This window comes from Shewanella profunda (assembly GCF_023283765.1).
GTDB classification, from domain to species: Bacteria; Pseudomonadota; Gammaproteobacteria; order Enterobacterales; family Shewanellaceae; genus Shewanella; species Shewanella profunda.
In genome coordinates this window covers 15174-33911 of the sequence record NZ_JAKILG010000035.1, presented here as the reverse complement: position 1 = coordinate 33911, position 18738 = coordinate 15174, and the positions used below count along the sequence as shown (strand labels likewise).

Below are 18738 nucleotides of genomic sequence, written 5' to 3'. Positions count from 1 at the left end.
AAACGTTTTATATGAAAATTTTGGAGGTTTATATTACCTTGCTGGTGGCTTTTCTCAAGCTGAAAAAGGTATCCTGAGGTTAATATTGCTAATATTTAGTGATATGGTGACTCAAATGGCAGGAGGCGATATGAGTAAAGTCAGAACATTTCAGATTATCCTCGCAATATTATCCATTTTGGGCTGGATATTAGCCGTATATGCATTATTGGTTTTTGGAGAAGCGAGACCCGATCGCGAGGTAGGGACTTACCTTAGCCGTGGTGCTTCTTTACGCGTCGAGTGGGATCCCCACAGAACTCAGCTGTTGGAATATTTAATTTGGACCTGCGGAGGGATCAGTCTATTGAGTTTAGCCTTCAACTATTATGTCGCCCAACACAGTAAATTGGGCTATTGGTTTAATATTCCTCTATTACTGCTAACATCAATCGTTACAGGTTTATACATTCGTTTTGTGATTTAGCCGTTTTGTGATTTAGCTACGGCAAGTTTGCGCTGGGATACTTAAATGGCGACAAAGATGATCGATAATGGCCGCCGTTGCTCCCCAAATAAATCGCTGTTGGTAGGGGATAAAATGCACATTGTAATAACGACCTTGGCGTAAAAAACGTTTCTGATGGCGATGGGTTGGATCGATAAAAAAACTTAAAGGTACAGAAAAACAATCGGCGACTTCACCCGGATCGAGTCTCATCACAAATGCTTGTTTGACGATACCCACCACGGGGGTAATTTCAAATCCGGTAAAAGTATTGTGTGCTGGAAAAGTGCCTACAACATCCACATTGTGCCGTAAAAGACCAATTTCCTCCTCCGCTTCCCTTAACGCAGCTGCAATCGCATCGATATCACTTGGCTCAATTTTACCCCCTGGGAAACTGATTTGCCCTGGGTGGGCGCGCAGGTGCATAGGCCTTTGGGTCAAGATCAAATTTAGTTCACCAGCAATATCTTGAAGTGGAATTAATACCGCGGCTTTGCGTAAGCCAAGGTGAGGCAGGACCGCCGGATCTTGCTCGGCTAAAGGATGCAGATTAAATCTCAATCTAAATTCTGCTTGATCCATCGACTTTCTCGTATTTATTCAGTATCAAATATTAAGGTTTTTGTCACTCAGCACCAAGCAAGGGTAAAATTCGGCTGATCTTGTCAAAGCTTTCTTGATATTCCGCATTCACTTGTGAATCCGCCACTATACCGCCACCCGCCCAACAATAGAGTTTACCCCGTTCGGCAACAATAGTGCGAATGGTGATGCTGGTATCCATTTGTCCGTCTTGGCTTAAATAACCCATGCAGCCACAATATAAACTTCTGCGTGACGGTTCTAGCTCCTCGATAATTTCCATGGCGCGAATTTTGGGTGCGCCGGTAATCGAACCGCCTGGGAATGCGGCGCGCAGTAAATCACTCGCCGTAAATTGGCTATCGAGTTTGGCGGTAACCGTACTGACTAAGTGATGCACAGCAGGAAAACTTTCAATCTCAAAAAGATGCGGTACACGTACTGAGCCTGCTGCGGCCACTTTACCGATATCGTTACGCAGCAAATCGACAATCATCACATTCTCTGCTCGATCCTTTGGCGAGTTTGCAAGCGTGCTGGCGGCCTTAGCATCCAGTGCGGGATCGGTATGTCGCGGCATTGTACCTTTAATGGGTTTGGTCTGAATGTTATCGCCGCGAAGCTGAATAAAACGCTCGGGTGAAATAGACAAAATAGCGTTTTGGGGTAGACGCATAAAGGCCGAGAAGGGCGCTTTATTGGCCTTACGTAATTTGCAGTACGCCGCCCATTCATCACCTTGGTAACTGGCCTCAAATCTTTGAGTTAAATTTATTTGATAGCAATCGCCACTGTGCAAATAGGCTTGTACTGCTTCAAATTTTGCCGTGTATTGGGCTTTATCGATTTGTGCTGCCCATGGGCTAGTGAGCTTAAATATGGCGGCATCTTGCTTTTTAGCGATAATTACTTGAATTTTTTTCAACTCAGTGCCGAGGGCTGCTTCACCTAAATAGTGTAGCAAATGCCAACACTGGGTTTGGTAATTGAAGATAAGCGCCCAGTCGTAAAAGCCGATATTCATTTCTGGCAGTTGAATATCCTGCTTGGCCGTTGTTGGCAGCGTTTCGATACGACGCCCTAAATCGTAACTAAAGCTACCCATGGCGCCTCCCGCAAAGGGGAAGCCACTTTCAAGGGCGTTTGGATACCAATGATTTAATAATGAGTTAACGAGTTCAAATGGGTCATCATTCGGGCTGGTGTTTACAGGTAAAGTGAGCTCAGTCTGCTTAAGGGTTATCTCACTTCGTTCACCCTTGGTGACTAAAGTGGCAATAGGCGCCGTGCAAATAATATCGAATTTAGCATCTTGATGCGGCGCGTTAGCAGAATCGAGCAGAATTGCCCACTCGTCTTTAGCAAAGTATTCGAACAGTTCTGCGGTGCTTAATGTCCAGTCAAGTTGGCGTAATGCAAGCTGTTTTGACGCCCTAATTGCCATCGATTAATCCTATCAAAATGTGATGTAGCCCAAAAAGATGTGAAAGAGTATCATATTGGCCCAGAAAGAATTAAACAAAAACAAGTAAGGCCACATAGGCTGCTGGAGCGCTCCTACTATGTCATCTCACCCTAAAATGTCTGAAAACGCTGTGATTAAACAAGCCGACTTTATTGAAAGTGTGGCAGATGCCCTGCAATACATCTCCTATTACCACCCGAAGGATTTTGTCGATGCCATGAGCGAAGCTTATGAGCGTGAACAAAGTGCTGCGGCTAAGGATGCGATTGCCCAAATCTTGATCAATTCACGTATGTCGGCCGAAGGTAAGCGTCCTTTGTGCCAAGACACTGGAATTGTGACCACCTTCGTTAAAGTGGGTATGGGTGTAAAGTGGGACAAGACCGATATGACCATTCAGCAAATGGTCGATGAAGGTGTTCGTCGTGCCTATACCAATCCTGATAACCCATTGCGTGCATCGATAGTGTCTGATCCTGCTGGTAGCCGTAAAAATACCAAAGATAACACCCCATCTGTGGTGCATATCGACATGGTGCCTGGTAACCACATCGAAGTGGCGATTGCGGCTAAAGGCGGCGGCAGTGAAAACAAAGCTAAGATGGTGATGTTAAACCCATCTGACGATATCGCCGCTTGGGTAGAAAAAACGCTACCGACCATGGGCGCAGGCTGGTGCCCTCCGGGAATGCTAGGCATAGGTATCGGCGGCACGGCGGAAAAAGCGGCCGTATTAGCCAAAGAAGCATTGATGGAAAGCGTGGATATCCATGAGTTGCTGGCGCGCGGTGCCCAAACGACCGAAGAAAAACTGCGTTTAGATATTTTCGAGCGCGCGAATAACTTAGGCATAGGTGCGCAGGGTCTTGGCGGTTTAACCACAGTGTTAGACGTTAAAATCAAATCGGCGCCAACCCACGCGGCCTCAAAACCTGTGGTGATGATCCCCAACTGCGCGGCCACTCGCCATGTTCATTTTCATTTAGACGGCTCGGGTCCTGCGGAATTAATGCCGCCGTCACTCGCCGATTGGCCAGAAATTACCCGTGAAGTGGGTGATGATGTGCGCCGTGTTAACTTAGATACTGTCACTCAAGCGGATATCGAGCAATGGCAGAGCGGTGAAACCATTCTGCTCAGCGGTAAAATGCTTACGGGTCGCGATGCTGCCCATAAGCGCATTCAAAGCCTGATTGAAAGTGGTGAAGGTCTGCCAGAAGGCGTGGACTTTACCGGTCAGTTTATTTATTACGTTGGCCCAGTTGATCCCGTTGGCACTGAAGTGGTAGGGCCAGCGGGTCCAACAACCGCCACCCGTATGGATAAATTCACTGACTTAATGTTAGAGAAAACTGGTCTTATGGGCATGATAGGCAAGGCCGAGCGCGGCCCTGCGACGGTTGAATCTATCAAGAAACACAAAGCCGTTTATCTAATGGCCGTTGGCGGCGCTGCGTATCTAGTATCGAAAGCGATTAAACATTCTCGCGTGGTGGCCTTTGCCGATTTAGGCATGGAAGCGATTTACGAGTTTGATGTGCAAGATATGCCAGTGACAGTGGCCGTGGACTCCAATGGCGTCAACGCCCATGAAACTGGCCCAGCGATTTGGAAAGTGAATATCGCCAACGCGAAAGCCTAAGCTTTGATTGAAGGATGAATACCGCGGATTGTTAAGCAAAGTTAAGCAAAACCGCCGTGTTTAAAGTGACAAGGCGATTAGCAACGCTTTAGTGTTGTCGCCACTGACATTTTGTCACAAAAAAATACGCTCAGGTTTGCCTTTTGGCTTGCTTGAGCGTTTTTGTTTCGTTAGTGTGGCAAGCTTATCTTCGAAGATACGATCTCTGATCGTTTTAACATTCGTTCGATGGCAATACCGAACGTTTATAACAAAAGATGGACATAACAATGAAAATAGCTCCTCTCCTCATCGCGTTAAGCGCCGCAGGTTTGGCGTACTCAGCCCAAGCGGCCGATCCTACGCCTTTTTCTGTGCAACAGCTGATTAAACTCAATAAAATGCATTCGACCACAGTGTCCCACGATGGCACTAAGTTGGTCTATGGCCTGAAAACGGTAAATGAAAAGGGAGAGGCCAGTTCAGATTTATATTTGTTAGATCTGACTCAAGCGAATGCAAAGCCCCTACAACTGACATCTGCCGCAGGTACTGAACACGATGTGAGCTTTGCAACCGACGACAAATCGATCTATTTCCTCGCGAGTCGCAGCGGTTCAAGTCAGCTTTTTCAATTGCCATTAACGGGTGGCGAAGCTGTACAAGTTTCTGATTTACCCTTAGATATTGATGGTTACAAGCTATCAAATGACGCTAAGCAAATCGTATTGAGCATGCGCGTTTTCCCTGAATGTAAAGATTTAGCCTGTTCTAAGGATAAATTTACCGCAGAATCTGAGCGCAAATCGACTGGCCGTGAATACAAGCAACTGATGGTTCGCCATTGGGACACTTGGGAAGATCATGCCCGCAATCACTTATTTGTCGGGGCGTTAAACGGTGAAAAACTCACTAAAGTTATCGATGTTACCCAAGGTTTAGACACTGAAACACCACCAAAACCTTTCTCAGGTATGGAGGAGGTGACTTTCACGCCAGACGGTAAATATGTGGTTTATAGCGCTAAAGCGCCGAGCAAAGATCAAGCGTGGACCACTAATTACGATTTATGGCAAGTGCCTGTTACTGGTGGAACCGCAACCAACTTAACCCAAGACAATTTGGCATGGGACGCGCAGCCGACATTTTCAAGCGATGGCCGTTATATGGCCTACTTAGCGATGAAAAAGCCCGGATTTGAAGCGGATCGTTACGCGATAATGCTACGTGATACTAATACTGGTCAGTCTAAGGAAGTCGCGCCACTTTGGGATCGTAGCCCAAGCTCACTGATGTTTGGCCCTGATAACCGTACCTTGTATGTGACGGCGCAGGACATCGGTCAAGTATCTATTTTTGAAGTCAATACCCAGTTTGGTGATGTGCGTTCTATCTACAGCGATGGTACCAATAGCTTAGTAGCAGTGGTAAACGATCAACTTATTTTTGATAGCAAAACCTTAGTTGAACCGGGCGATCTCTACAGTATTAACACTGACGGTCAAGGGCTTAAGCGCCTGACCGAAGTAAACAAAGAGAAGCTAGCCAAGATTAAATTTGGTGAGTTCCAACAGTTTAGCTTTAAAGGCTGGAACAACGAAGATGTCTATGGCTATTGGATTAAGCCCGCCAACTACCAAGAAGGCAAAAAATACCCGATTGCTTACTTAGTGCATGGTGGGCCGCAAGGTTCATTTGGTAATGCCTTCAGTGGCCGTTGGAATGCCCAATTATGGGCGGGTGCTGGTTATGGCGTAGTGATGGTGGATTTCCACGGTTCTACGGGTTATGGCCAAGCCTTTACTGACTCTATCAGCCAAGATTGGGGCGGTAAGCCATTAGAAGATTTACAAAAAGGCTTAGCCGCTGTGAGCCAGCAACAAAAATGGCTCGATCCACAAAACGCCTGTGCTCTCGGTGGTTCTTACGGTGGTTACATGATGAACTGGATCCAAGGTAACTGGAACGATGGCTTTAAGTGCCTCGTCAACCATGCTGGTTTGTTCGATATGCGCTCCATGTATTATGTCACCGAAGAAATGTGGTTCCCTGAGTACGAGTTTGGTGGTGCTTACTCTGATAACAAGGCGTTATATGAGAAGTTTAACCCAGTAAATTATGTTGAAAACTGGAAAACGCCCATGTTAGTGATCCACGGTGAGAAAGACTTCCGTGTACCCTATGGTCAAGGGCTAGCGTCATTTAGCTATATGCAGCGTAAGGGCATTCCATCTGAGTTATTGATTTTCCCAGATGAAAATCACTGGATCTTAAAGCCAGAAAATCTTGAGCAATGGTATGCCAATGTATTCCGTTGGATGGATAGCTGGACTAAGCAGTAACTGCCAGCGCAATAACAGACTGTTTAATAACAGACAGTGCAATTACTGAACCGTGTAATAAAAGACGCAAGGCTCGCCCTAGTAGCGTTATCATCGGCGAGTTGTTTGATGTGAGTGACTATTGAATTTTTCAAGTGTCTTAAAAAGCCAGGACTTTGTTCTGGCTTTTTATTGCGCCATGTAATGGCTTTATTTTTAATCAAGGAGTTAAGATGAATATTCGAGCCGCAACCTTAACTGATATCCCTGAAATAAGCGTATTAATCACTCAATTAACCCAAGATTTTATCGCCCCAACTTGCACTGCAGAGGGTGCTGCAATCTTAGTTAATGCCATGTCGATTGAAGCGATTGGTAGCTACTTTGCTATGGGTTATCAGTACCATGTCGCTATAACGGACTCAGGCCAACTCGCAGGTGTGGTGGGGATGAAGGCGAATAGCCACTTATACCATCTGTTTGTCGCCTCCCATGCACAGGGGCAAGGCGTAGCGCGAATGTTGTGGGAACATGCTAAAACTCAATGTTTAACCCAAGGCAATCCGGGCGTATTTACCGTGAACTCGGCATTGAATGCGCAAGCTGTGTATTTAGGCTTTGGCTTTGTGCCCCTAGGACCCGAGCGAGAGCGCGGCGGGATCCGCGATATTCCCATGCAGCTGACGCTTTAGGTTGGCAGCACTCATTCATCCAAACACTAGTACTCTCATTTGAGCTAATAGAACTAAAAATAGAGGAATTATGGCAAATTTAACCTTTTATCCCATCGGCACCGCTGGCGAAAAATGGGGCGAGGCCGAAAAAGCCGCATGGCTTGCAAGTACCCAAATCAAGCGTTCATATCAGGACGATGTAGTGATGCCACTTAAGAGGATGGAGGCTGAGCTTACGGCACTTGGGCTCGCCACAGTGCAATATGGCTCGCTTTCGATTGATCCACAGCGTTATCCATTGCTTGCAGTCACAACGCAGCAATTTGATAGCCAAAAACCAACCGTACTGGTGACGGGCGGAGTGCATGGTTACGAGACCAGTGGCGTTCACGGTGCATTAGCCTTCTTAGCAAATGAAGCGACGAATTATGTGCAACAGGTGAATTTAGTGGTTGCCGTGTGCGTGAGCCCTTGGGGTTACGAGACGATTAATCGCTGGAATCCAAAGGCTATCGATCCTAATCGTTCGTTTTATGCCAATAGTCCAGCAGAAGAATCGGCAACCTTGATGGCTCTGGTCGCTTCAGTCGAACAAGGTTTTGATCTGCATGTGGATTTACATGAAACTACAGATTCAGACGAATTAGAATTTCGCCCAGCGCTTTGCGCCCGTGATGGGATTGAATATGAAAAAGGTACTATCCCCGATGGTTTTTATGCCGTGGGTGATACCGAAAATCCAATGGATGCATTCCAAAAGGCCATTATCGACGGTGTGAGCAAAGTGACCCATATTGCACCCGCCGATGAGAAAAGGGAGATCATCGGCTCGACTGTGGTTCAGCACGGAGTGATCAATTACCCGTTGAAAAAGCTAGGCTTATGCAGCAGCGTGACGGGTTGTGCCTATAACACTACGACAGAAGTTTACCCTGATAGCCCATCGACAACGCCAGCGGAATGTAATTTGGCACAGGTAGCGGCAATCACCAGCGCTATCGATTACGTGCTAACACAGCGTTAGATTTTTAATGCTAGATTTTTAACGTTAGATTTTTACTATTTTTGCGTGGATCAATATCAAGTAAACACGCCCTAATAAAAAGCCCTCATAGTGAGGGCTTTTGCTTAAGGTTTTTCAGGCTTAATACTTTTGGATACCTCATTCTCTTTGAGGCTTAGCGACTTCTAACTCTCGCTTAAATCTCGCTATCAGTCGCGTTAAGCCTTCTCACAACTTATTTAGTCGTATAGTTATCGCTATAATCGCGACCATAGTAACTGTCGAGTAATAACTGTTTTAACTCGTTAATCAATGGGTAACGTGGATTTGCACCTGTGCATTGATCGTCAAAGGCATCTTCGGCGAGTACATCTAACTTGGCGAGGAAGTCGGCTTCGTTGACACCGGCTTCTTGGATAGAAGCAGGAATGCCAATCGTCTTCTTGAGCTGTGTGATTTTCTCAAGCAGTTTTTCCACTTTCTCTTCATCCGATTTTCCGCCTAGTTTCAAATGGTCGGCGATGGCTGCGTAACGGCACAAGGCTTTGGGTCTGTCGTACTGGCTAAACGCCGCTTGCTTAGTGGGCAGATCCGTTGCATTAAAACGTATAACGTTATTAATCAGTAGTGCATTAGCTAAGCCGTGGGCGAGATGGAACTCGGCACCGAGTTTATGGGCCATTGAGTGGCAAATCCCAAGGAATGCGTTTGCAAAGGCGATACCTGCAATCGTGGCACCGTTATGGACTTTTTCACGGGCCACAGGGGATTGTGCACCTAAGTTATAGGCATCGGGCAAATATTTGCACAGTAAATCGAGGGCTTGCAGTGCTTGACCATCACTATACTCGTTTGCCATTACGCTAACATAGGCTTCAAGTGCATGGGTCACCGCATCAATTCCACCAAAGGCGGTGAGTGACTTAGGCATGTCCATCACTAGATTAGGATCGACAATCGCCATGTTGGGCGTCAGTTGATAATCGGCAATCGGGTATTTTTTGCCTGTTTGCTCATCGGTAACTACCGCAAAAGGTGTGACTTCTGAGCCTGTGCCTGAGGTCGTTGGGATCGCCACCATCATGGCTTTTGTGCCCATTTTGGGGAATTTGTAGATACGTTTACGGATATCCATAAAGCGCAATGCGAGATCGGCAAAATCGACGTCAGGATGTTCGTACATCACCCAAATAATCTTGGCGGCATCCATGGGTGAGCCACCGCCTAGAGCGATAATCACATCGGGTTTAAAACTACAGGCAACTTTTGCCCCTTGGCGAACGATGGCTAAGGTTGGATCGGCTTCAACATCATAGAAGATTTCAGTTTCTAAGCCCTGAGCCTTTAAAATGCGAATAGTTTCATTGCAATAACCTTGGTTAAACAAGAATCTATCCGTGACGATAAGCGCGCGTTTTTTATCACTTAATTCCTCAAGGGCGATAGGAAGACTGCCACGGCGGAAATAAATAGATGAAGGAAGCTTGTGCCACAGCATGTTTTCGGCCCTCTTAGCGACGGTTTTTTTGTTGATCAAATGACTTGGGCCCACGTTTTCTGAAATCGAGTTGCCGCCCCAAGAGCCGCAACCGAGTGTGAGAGACGGGGCCAATTTAAAGTTATAGAGATCGCCAATACCACCTTGAGAAGCTGGAGTATTGATTAGAATTCGTGCGGTTTTCATTCTAAAACCAAAGGTTTTAACGCGTTCGGTTTGGGTGTCTTGGTCGGTATAAAGTCCTGATGTATGACCAATCCCCCCTAGCGCGACTAAGGCTTCGGCTTGATTGACGGCATCGTTAAAGTCTTTGGCGCGGTACATGCCAAGCAGTGGCGATAATTTTTCATGGGCGAAGGCTTCGCTTTCACTAATATCACTCACTTCACCAATCAGCACTTTGGTCCAGTGTGGTACTTCAACACCTGCCATTTGGGCAATACTCGCCGCACTTTGACCCACGATATCGGCATTTAAGCCACCATTTTTGAGGATGACGTTTTGCATTGCCGAGGTTTCACTTGCCGATAAGATATAACCCCCATGGCTTGCGAAACGTTCTTTCACTTGCTCATAAATACTATCGACAACGATCACGGCTTGCTCAGATGCGCAAACCACTCCGTTATCGAAGGTTTTGGACATCAATATAGAGCTCACCGCGCGTTTAATATCTGCGGTTTCATCGATAACGATAGGGGTATTTCCTGCGCCCACACCAATGGCAGGTTTACCTGAGGAGTAGGCGGCTTTCACCATACCAGGGCCGCCCGTGGCAAGGATCAAATTCACCTTGGGATGAGTCATAAGTTGATTCGACAATGCCACGCTAGGCTCATCAATCCAGCCAATAATATCTTTCGGTGCGCCAGCGGCCACGGCAGCATCAAGTACTAATTTTGCGGCAGTGGTGGTTGAGGCTTTAGCCCTTGGGTGGGGCGAAAAAATAATGGCATTGCGGGTTTTAAGGCTAATCAAGGCCTTGAATATTGCCGTAGATGTTGGGTTAGTCGTGGGCACTATGCCGCAAATAATGCCTACGGGCTCGGCGATAGTGATTGTGCCAAAGGTGAGATCTTCAGACAAAATGCCGCAGGTTTTCTCATCCTTATACTTGTTATAAATATATTCGGAGGCAAAGTGGTTTTTGATCACCTTGTCCTCAATAACACCCATACGTGTTTCTGCCGCTGCCATTTTGGCTAGCGAGATACGCGCATCCGCAGCGGCGAGGGCGGCTGCGCGAAATATTGCATCCACTTGTTCTTGACTGAAGGTTGCATACTCGGCCTGTGCTTTGGCGACACGCTCGACCATGAGATCCAGTTCTTGTGCATTGGTCACTAACATGATTAACACTCCTAAAACTAAAAAGATTTAGGGAATACTCATGTTCACTAAATCTTCTTTATGGTAGAAAATTACACGTAAACTCACTATTAAAGTGTGAGCATGCTATCAATCTGCAATTTATTTGTAATAAAACTACAATAAAAGTGATCTGTTTCTATAACTAGCGCTATGAGCTACTCAAGCATAATAACCAAATATTATTTAAACTTGTGATTAAACCTCAAAAATCTCATTATTCAGTCATCTGAGCTTGAGATACTATACTGGCCCTCGAGCTTACTTTGATGAACATGCCGTGACACGCATATAAGGATCGCAACTTGGAGTTAACACTTTACGTCAAATTTTTTCTTGGCCTCGTTGCCATCATCAATCCGATTGGATTGCTACCCGTATTTGTGAGTTTGACTAGCCACCAAACGGAAGCGGAACGTAATTATACCGGGAAAGTGGCTAACTTTGCCGTGGTGGTCATATTGTTGGTGACCATAATAGCTGGGCAGCATATTTTGAATATGTTCAGTATTTCACTTTCGGCTTTTAGGATTGCTGGTGGTAGCTTGATTGCCATTATTGCCATGTCGATGTTGCAAGGTAAGTTAGGCGAGGTGAAACGCAACCAAGAGGAAGATCGTGAATCATCGGCGATGGAATCCGTTGCTGTGGTGCCGTTAGCATTACCTTTAATGGCGGGCCCAGGTGCCATCAGTTCTGTCATTGTGTTTGCTGCAGAGCATAATTCAGTGTCCAATATTATCGCTATGTTTATTACTGTGATTGTTTTTGGTCTAGTGAGTTTTGCCCTGTTTAGAATGGCCTCCATTATTTATAAAATTTTAGGTAAAACAGGGATTAACGTTATTACGCGTTTGATGGGGCTCCTGATGTTATCTATCGGTATTGAAGTGATCGCCGCGGGTATTAAAGGGCTTTTCCCCCAATTATTCAGTTAAGTTGTCAATACGAACTTAGAATTTAAACTGATAAAACAGTTGGTTATATCTATAAATGCCCTAATATTCACCAGCTCGTTGAGTATTAGGGCGTTTTTTTGTCCATAATATTCACTGATATTTTCTGAGCATTTCACGCATTTTGGGCTAACTGTACTTGGCACTGTCGGGTGATAGAAAGCAGCCACATTTGACGCAGATCTTATGTTTAAAGAAGCGCATAAATTTACCGTTAATTAATGCGTTAACTTCAAAATACTGTTCAAAGGAAAGGCGGTTTGCCTAGCAATTGTGCAACCGCCTGAAATCGATTCTTTTTTACTTGACCCCCATAAGGCTTTTGCGTACAGTACCGCTCCGTTAACGGTAAAAAGTCCATCGGCAAGACACATATTTCGTTAACTGGTTCAAACGTGAAAGATTAACCACGTAAACATAAATCAACAATCTGGTGAGGTGTCTGAGTGGCCGCAATCGATGTAGTCGAGAGCAGTAAACAAAGAGTCACGCGCAGCGTGCTCCCGGCCAGTCAAAGCTAAACCGAAAACGTGAATGATGAACACGCTAAATGAATCAACAAAATACGGTGAGGTGTCCGAGTGGCCGAAGGAGCACGCCTGGAAAGTGTGTATACGGTAACGTATCGAGGGTTCGACTCCCTCTCTCACCGCCACATTCTAAGAACCCGATCACATGGTCGGGTTTTTTCTTTTCTATCATAAACCTATGAATTATAGTTGCTAAATCCAATGGCTCACCAACCTTTGGCACCTTAAGGTGGTACAAAAGGGTGGTACAAAACGATGGCATTTATGATTCAACCATACAGCGATCCAAAGTCTGGAATCTGGAAAATCCGCAAGGGTATTCCTAAGCATTTACGGCCCTTTCTTGATGGCAAAGTTGAGCTTAAGCGAAGCCTAGAGACTAAGGATGCCTATGAAGCCAAAACAAGGGCTGCTGGAGTGATTGCGGAGTTCGAGTCTGCGATTGCTCGTGCTCAGTCACGTTTCGACAATCAAGAGAACGAGCAGAGAATATCTGCAGCTCAGTTAGATGCTATTGTCAGCTATTGGGTGGCTCATGAGCATGGACGGCTAACGCAAGCAGACATTCAAGCAAGATATCTGCTCGAAACTCCCGAAGGACTTGCAAGCATGACTGAGTGGTTCAGCGAGCCGCTAGAAGTGCTCCATGAGGCTAATGGAACAAGCCGCCAACAAACTGAAGAACAACGCTTTGTGCGGCATATGAGTGCATTCGTTGATGAAGCCCTTGAGCTTTCTCAATGCCGACTTTACGACCATTCATTAAGATTGTATCTCGCAATCCAATTGGCAAATGCCTGTATCAGGCTCTGTAACTCTGCAATCGACCATGAAGAACTCGCTCGGCGTAAACAAGGACTCATTCGGCGGGAGCTAAACCGAGGCTTTGAGCCGACCCTACCTGATACGAATATCCAACCTACAGATCCGAGCGGTGATGCGTTACAGCAGCTTAAGGATTTAGGGTTTATCGTTACGGCCATGACCACCAGCAGTACAGCTCCAAGCAAACAAAAGGAAGCTGAATTATCCGTATCTTCTAGCGTTTCGCAGTTGATTGACTGGGTGAATAATCAGAAGAAGGCTCTGAGCTCAGAAGTTGCCTTCAGATCATGGCAAGGTGACCGCAATCGCCCTTGTGAGCGACTGATAGAGTTTTTTGCCGATAAGCCTATTGGTGACATCCAAAAGCTAGATATGCGTAAATTCTTCAGTTGGATTATTCGCTGTCCGAGTAAGCCAAGCCAAGAGATTCGAGCATTACCCTTCAACAAGCAAATCGATATCGCGGATAAACGAGGCTTGGCTCGTGTGAGCATCAATACTGCTGATAAGGAACTTAAGCTGATTTCGGGGTATTTCCAACAGGCGGTCAAGTTAGACATTTTGCCGAAGAATCCTTGCCATCAAGTGTCGCCCGGCAAAGAAACGGTGAGGGTGATTAGAGATCCGGGCTACTCAAATGCCGAACTGACAAAGATTTTCTCCCTGCCACTCTTTAGGCAACGTACCAATGCTCAAAAGGCAAGATACGGTGAAGCTCCTTACTGGTTGCCTGTTATTCTGGCCTATACAGGAGCAAGGGCAGAGGAGATTGCTCAGCTTTACGTGAAAGATATCAAGCAAGATAGCGATAATAGCGAGCGATGGTATTTCCATATTCAGGAGCTACGCGATGACCAATCCGTTAAAACGGGGGAGTCGAGAAGGGTGCCAATTTGTCAGGCTCTCATTCAGTTAGGGTTACTGGATTACTTGAATACCTTGCCTGCAGATGGACGATTATTCCCAATACTCAAGGCCAACAAAAAGGCTAAGTATCACCTCGCGGTCGCACGTTATCTGAAAGACGCCTTTAAGACACTCGATATCGAGCATTTTGACTTCCTAAAACCGCTACATGCATTCCGCCATCGCTTTATCACCGAAGCCAGAAAGGTCATGCGTGAGGATGTCCAAAATGCGATAACAGGGCACTCAAATGCGGGGAATACGGGGCGTAACTATGGTATCTACTCAGAGTTGCATCAGGAGATAGATAAGATGCCAGTGATAGATATTCCGAAGTGGTGTGCTCAATAATAACAAGGTGGTAGCTTAATCGCTAAGGCTTAGTACTCGGGTGTACGAGCCTTAGCTCGTTACTGTATTTTTCCTTGTTGTCTCAGGCTATACTGTTGGCAAGTCGAAGATCATAAAGGTATGAGATTATGAGTCGAAAATTAGAAGTTTATGGTGTTCAAGTGGTAACTAGACCGAAGATCAAAGCGACCAAACAACTTGATTTATCAGGTGACTTTGGACGTCAAATCGTTAAGTCAGAAACCAAACTAGCATTAAGAACCCATCCCAAAACTTTCCAAAAGTTGGCTGATATGTAATGGATATCATCTGTTTTCCTTTTGAACGTGTGGTCGAAATTAATGCGTTAATCCTTTCGACAGAGCCCGGCATGAAAGGTGCGGTTGATATTCCCAAACTTCAGGGAGCGTTGAGCCGTATTGACAATGCGATTGTCTACCAAGGCTTAGATGATGTGTTTGAGATTGCTGCAAAATACACTGCTTGTATAGCGGTATCTCACGCTTGTCCTGATGCAAATAAGCGAACTGGTTTAGCAGTAGCACTCGAATACTTATCTCTTAACGACTATGAAATCACAGAGGATAATGAACTGCTAGCGAATGCCATCCGAGACTTAGTGCTTCAAGAGATTACCGAGACTGACTTTGCTGACATTCTTTATGCTCAGTATCTCAAGGGGTTGTAAGTTATTTATCCCTTGTGATCTGATGTGATTTCTCCATGGGTAGATACACAAGCCAATGTGTTGATGTGATTGATAGCAAAAGAGAGGCTTAAAGCCTCTCTTTACGTTTTTCGTTATCAGATACCTAAACGCTATACTCGGAGTTTGGGTTTGTAGGTGTCGCGTGCCTCATCCCCATGCTAGCTTGTGGAATTGGCTCAGAGGTATCGTCATAAATCGACTTCAACTTAATCCCCTTAATCATGGCTTTGCTATTGTGACGGCCTTTTTCGAAGCCTTTCTCCACCAGCCGTTTGGTCATGATATTGCGAGTCATTTTCCAGTCGCCATCCCGTTCAGCCCACTTCCTAAAGGCATCGTAAAGCTCATCGGTATACACAAAATCACCTTTGCTCGTACATTCCTCTAAGAACATCGCAAGTAAGTCTGACTCGTGGCGATATTCCGCAATCCCTGACTTAATTGAGTTAGGGATTGATGCCTTAATGCCATCCTTTAGCCACATCTGCACGCCTTCAAGTGCCCAATTGAGGATACCTGATAGCTCCGCATACAACTTATCCATTAATTGCGGGTCCATTTGCTGCTGGCTGAAACTGGCGTTAAAGGGCAGTAAAATCATCCGTCGCCACATGCCTGGGCTGGTGTCCCGAATGACGGGCTTATGGTTGCCGACCATGATGAGCTTAAACATGGGGATATACTCAAGCTCCACCTTGGCATAAAGCTGGCGGGCGACAATCACATCATTACCTGTCATCGACTTTACAAGGTTCTCATCCATTCGAGAGCCCTCGGGCAACTCATTGGCAACCACTAGACGACTACCATTCAGCTTGGCTAGGGATGGGTTAGGGCCTTTACCACTGTTATTCGATTGCAGTAAGACATCGCTGCTTATCTGGTGGTAATAGCTCCCTATTAATCGCTGAATGATACTCATAAAGGTACTCTTACCATTACAACCATGACCGTAGAGGAAAAACAAGACTTGCTCATCAGTCCGTCCGGTTAGGATATAGCCTACCATTCGCTGCAAAAACTTAGCGTATTCGACATCGCCACAGGTGATCTCATCGATAAACTGAAGCCAACGTGGGCAAGTGACATCAGGCTTGTAGTTGATATCACTATAACGGCTGATATACATCTCCTTATTTGCAGCAAGCAGTTTTCCGGTTGCGAGGTCAAGCACACCGTTGTTAATCCCCATTAGCATTTTGTCTGCATCGAAGGCTTTTGCAGAAATCAAGTTGCTAGACTTGAAGATCTCCAACATATCGGCAAGTTTTTTGCGATTTAGTGACTGTCTACCAAATGCTAATAACTTATCTGCTTGTTGCCGCTTCGTTTTGTCCTTAAGAGTCGCGGGATCTTCTAGCATAAGATTCGCTTGAGCAATAATTCCCTCACCAATACATCGAGCTAGTGCCAATTCTTTATCACCTATAGGCCTCCAACACTGCTCATTAAACTCGTACATACAGTTGAGTTCTGGCACATAGACTAATTTTCCGTCAGCTACTTTTGTCAGCCTATCCGCATTACCAACGTCATTTAGCGTATCTTCATCGAACGAACCCCAAATAGCTGAAATGATGTCCATAGACAACTTAGTTTGCTGGTGGCTAGCAGGACTTCCATCTTGCATCGTTTCTGAAGTTGTCTCTATCGACGCTTGTGGGGCTACAACACCATATTGTTCTACCAATACCTCAATAGAAAGGGCGTTGTCTTGCCGCAAATAATCATCAATATCCTTACCTTGCCCTTCTGGTAAGGTGACTTGGACAAGTGCTGGTAAGCCCAGTAGAGCGAGCTTCTCCCGATACTTATCACCCGCTGGGTCACTGTCGAAGAAGGTCACTACATTTCTGTCATGTAGATTGTCCTTAATCCACGCCAGTTGTGCTTGGTTAATTTGGCCGTTGGTTGCTAGTACTGCTCCATCCCAATTATGTGAAAGCAACGCAAGTAGATCGTGTTCTCCTTCAACAATGGCAACCTTATCAAAGTTACCAAGGAGATGCTGGCCATAAAACTGAATGTTATTCAACCAATATTGCTTAGGCAGTTGATATTGCTTTTCTTTTTTGGGATCTTTAAAAGTAAAGCGGCAAAGATTACCTTCCTCATCATAATGGGGAAAGATATAGACATCTCTTGGGAAAAAGTCTGTAGGATTAGATTTACCTGCCTTAACCAATCCTGATGCATACATTTCCTCAAGGCTAAAACCATTGGCTCTTAACGCCCTCCAAAGTTGGCCGTGGGAATAACCTACGTCGTTATCGATCAATACTTCTTTGCGGAGTTTTCGCTTTTCCATTAGAACAGCAAGAGGCTTGCTGTTATCTACTAACATAGGCTCTACGTAATATTGATATGCCGCCTCGAACAGGGCTTGACGACGAGCCAATTGCTCTGCTGTGAGTTCTACTGTTTCAGCTTCAACTTTGGGTTTATTAGCTCTTGAAGCGGGTAAAATAGTAGCTCCATTGAACTCACCATTAATGAGCTTTATAGCAGCATCTCTAGAATGCTTTGCCTGATCGAAATGAACCAGAAAATCAAAAATATCACCACGTTTCCCGCAATAGCCGGAATAACATTTGAAATGTTGATTTTCGATATCACTACAATGGAACTTAAAGCATCCTTTATGCCCACAGAATGGGCATTCGTCAGGATCAAGTTGATAGAGGTCTGTCCCACATGACTTATAGCTGGTGCCAAGAGCGGCTGATATGACCTCTGGTAGAAAGAATTGGCTCTTTACTTCCGCAAAGTCGATTTCGTCATAGGGTGTTACAACTTCATTCTTAGCTAAAAAAACTTTTTCTGATGCCATGTTGGTCATCTCCGTACAAAAGAATGGCCGCAGACTAAAATAGATATGTAATTGATTTAGTCTATTGCTTGGCCGTCGAGCCTACATTTTGGCTCTTCCCCGATAGCTCAATGTTTCCTGCAAAGAGCTATCGGGGCATTTATCTCCTAGTCGAATAATCGACGATAGAGATTAGTACCCTTCATCCCATCTAGGTTTAGTCGTGGGGTGCTGATAATCAGCCCTGATTGTTCCAAGCGTCGAATATGTCTTCTTGCCGTTCTTGATGAGTAACCGCAACGTCTTACCAAAGCACTCGCAAGACTCACTTCTCCCCCTAACAAGTAGCCATCGATAATCGGCATTCTGCTGATCTCATAAACGGTCTGCCTAAACTGGTCATTGAACAGCTCAAAGGGCAATCGATAATGAGCCTGATGGTTGCTAGTGGAATGAATAATGTTGTCTTCGCTGATGTCTTGGTTTCGCACTTGGATCTCCTCTGGATGACATAATGTGTCACACCCATATCTATAATTTAGTGTTTCTTTTGGTGAGCTAAACACCTTGATTTCCCGAAAAAATGACAAATCTGAGATAGTGGCGAATTATTGCGGGTGACGTCAGGTA

Annotated in this window: 14 protein-coding genes and 1 tRNA gene; 10 read left to right on the top strand and 5 right to left on the bottom strand. The window is 45.4% G+C overall.

The window, feature by feature from the left end; genetic code table 11:
• The first annotated feature begins 130 nt into the window (after positions 1-130).
• Positions 131-466 carry a hypothetical protein gene (locus L2744_RS15405; RefSeq protein WP_248992749.1) on the top strand — a complete coding sequence of 112 codons (336 nt, stop codon included), beginning with the start codon at positions 131-133 and terminating at the stop codon, positions 464-466.
• 12 nt (positions 467-478) lie between these two features.
• On the opposite strand, the gene L2744_RS15400 is transcribed toward L2744_RS15405, so the two are convergent.
• Both L2744_RS15400 and pabB read right to left on the bottom strand, forming a co-directional pair.
• Positions 479-1072, bottom strand: coding sequence for a CoA pyrophosphatase (locus L2744_RS15400; protein ID WP_248992748.1), 594 nt, complete (start codon positions 1070-1072; stop codon positions 479-481).
• Positions 1073-1115: 43 nt separating this feature from the next.
• A complete protein-coding gene (gene pabB / locus L2744_RS15395) occupies positions 1116-2516 on the bottom strand; it encodes an aminodeoxychorismate synthase component I (protein WP_248992747.1) in 1401 nt (466 codons plus the stop codon).
• A 118-nt stretch (positions 2517-2634) separates the two neighbouring features.
• Here pabB and L2744_RS15390 point away from each other — a divergent pair, with 118 nt between their 5' ends.
• The 4 genes from L2744_RS15390 to L2744_RS15375 all read left to right on the top strand — a co-directional run bounded on the left by L2744_RS15390 (position 2635) and on the right by L2744_RS15375 (position 8177).
• Entirely contained in the window at positions 2635-4179 is a 1545-nt protein-coding gene (locus L2744_RS15390) for a fumarate hydratase (protein ID WP_248992746.1), read from the top strand.
• 269 nt (positions 4180-4448) lie between these two features.
• Entirely contained in the window at positions 4449-6500 is a 2052-nt protein-coding gene (locus L2744_RS15385; RefSeq protein WP_248992745.1) for a dipeptidyl-peptidase 5, read from the top strand.
• A 212-nt stretch (positions 6501-6712) separates the two neighbouring features.
• The gene (locus L2744_RS15380; RefSeq protein ID WP_248992744.1) at positions 6713-7171 is read left to right on the top strand and encodes a GNAT family N-acetyltransferase; all 459 of its coding nucleotides are present in this window, start codon (positions 6713-6715) and stop codon (positions 7169-7171) included.
• 70 nt (positions 7172-7241) lie between these two features.
• On the top strand, positions 7242-8177 hold the full coding sequence (locus tag L2744_RS15375) for a M14 family metallopeptidase (RefSeq protein WP_248992743.1): 936 nt from the start codon (positions 7242-7244) through the stop codon (positions 8175-8177).
• A 214-nt stretch (positions 8178-8391) separates the two neighbouring features.
• Here L2744_RS15375 and adhE read toward each other — a convergent pair whose 3' ends face one another.
• Positions 8392-11004, bottom strand: coding sequence for a bifunctional acetaldehyde-CoA/alcohol dehydrogenase (adhE, locus tag L2744_RS15370; protein WP_248992742.1), 2613 nt, complete (start codon positions 11002-11004; stop codon positions 8392-8394).
• Between the two features lie 323 nt (positions 11005-11327).
• Between adhE and L2744_RS15365 the strand changes: the two genes are divergently transcribed.
• The 5 genes from L2744_RS15365 to L2744_RS15345 all read left to right on the top strand — a co-directional run bounded on the left by L2744_RS15365 (position 11328) and on the right by L2744_RS15345 (position 15278).
• On the top strand, positions 11328-11960 hold the full coding sequence (locus L2744_RS15365; RefSeq protein WP_248992741.1) for a YchE family NAAT transporter: 633 nt from the start codon (positions 11328-11330) through the stop codon (positions 11958-11960).
• Positions 11961-12545: 585 nt separating this feature from the next.
• Positions 12546-12633: transfer RNA gene (locus L2744_RS15360), tRNA-Ser, on the top strand.
• Between the two features lie 139 nt (positions 12634-12772).
• A complete protein-coding gene (locus L2744_RS15355) occupies positions 12773-14590 on the top strand; it encodes a site-specific integrase (RefSeq protein WP_248992740.1) in 1818 nt (605 codons plus the stop codon).
• Between the two features lie 128 nt (positions 14591-14718).
• A complete protein-coding gene (locus L2744_RS15350; RefSeq protein ID WP_248992739.1) occupies positions 14719-14889 on the top strand; it encodes an acetyltransferase in 171 nt (56 codons plus the stop codon).
• Positions 14889-15278, top strand: coding sequence for a type II toxin-antitoxin system death-on-curing family toxin (locus tag L2744_RS15345; RefSeq protein ID WP_172591132.1), 390 nt, complete (start codon positions 14889-14891; stop codon positions 15276-15278). The genes L2744_RS15350 and L2744_RS15345 overlap by 1 nt, the downstream gene beginning before the upstream one ends.
• 124 nt (positions 15279-15402) lie before the next feature.
• Here L2744_RS15345 and L2744_RS15340 read toward each other — a convergent pair whose 3' ends face one another.
• On the bottom strand, positions 15403-18129 hold the full coding sequence (locus tag L2744_RS15340) for a phage/plasmid primase, P4 family (protein WP_248992738.1): 2727 nt from the start codon (positions 18127-18129) through the stop codon (positions 15403-15405).
• A 146-nt stretch (positions 18130-18275) separates the two neighbouring features.
• Positions 18276-18599 carry a winged helix-turn-helix domain-containing protein gene (locus tag L2744_RS21665; RefSeq protein WP_248992737.1) on the bottom strand — a complete coding sequence of 108 codons (324 nt, stop codon included), beginning with the start codon at positions 18597-18599 and terminating at the stop codon, positions 18276-18278.
• Positions 18600-18738 lie beyond the last annotated feature (139 nt).

Excerpts from the sequence above, each read along its gene's own strand:
- L2744_RS15340 (WP_248992738.1), bottom strand. The coding sequence starts at position 18,129 with ATGGCATCAGAAAAAGTTTTTTTAGCTAAGAATGAAGTTGTAACACCC.
- pabB (WP_248992747.1), bottom strand. The coding sequence starts at position 2,516 with ATGGCAATTAGGGCGTCAAAACAGCTTGCATTACGCCAACTTGACTGG.
- adhE (WP_248992742.1), bottom strand. The coding sequence starts at position 11,004 with ATGTTAGTGACCAATGCACAAGAACTGGATCTCATGGTCGAGCGTGTC.
- L2744_RS15355 (WP_248992740.1), top strand. The coding sequence starts at position 12,773 with ATGATTCAACCATACAGCGATCCAAAGTCTGGAATCTGGAAAATCCGC.
- L2744_RS15405 (WP_248992749.1), top strand. The coding sequence starts at position 131 with ATGAGTAAAGTCAGAACATTTCAGATTATCCTCGCAATATTATCCATT.
- L2744_RS15345 (WP_172591132.1), top strand. The coding sequence starts at position 14,889 with ATGGATATCATCTGTTTTCCTTTTGAACGTGTGGTCGAAATTAATGCG.
- L2744_RS15400 (WP_248992748.1), bottom strand. The coding sequence starts at position 1,072 with ATGGATCAAGCAGAATTTAGATTGAGATTTAATCTGCATCCTTTAGCC.
- L2744_RS15390 (WP_248992746.1), top strand. The coding sequence starts at position 2,635 with ATGTCATCTCACCCTAAAATGTCTGAAAACGCTGTGATTAAACAAGCC.
- L2744_RS15375 (WP_248992743.1), top strand. The coding sequence starts at position 7,242 with ATGGCAAATTTAACCTTTTATCCCATCGGCACCGCTGGCGAAAAATGG.
- L2744_RS15350 (WP_248992739.1), top strand. The coding sequence starts at position 14,719 with ATGAGTCGAAAATTAGAAGTTTATGGTGTTCAAGTGGTAACTAGACCG.
- L2744_RS15385 (WP_248992745.1), top strand. The coding sequence starts at position 4,449 with ATGAAAATAGCTCCTCTCCTCATCGCGTTAAGCGCCGCAGGTTTGGCG.
- L2744_RS15380 (WP_248992744.1), top strand. The coding sequence starts at position 6,713 with ATGAATATTCGAGCCGCAACCTTAACTGATATCCCTGAAATAAGCGTA.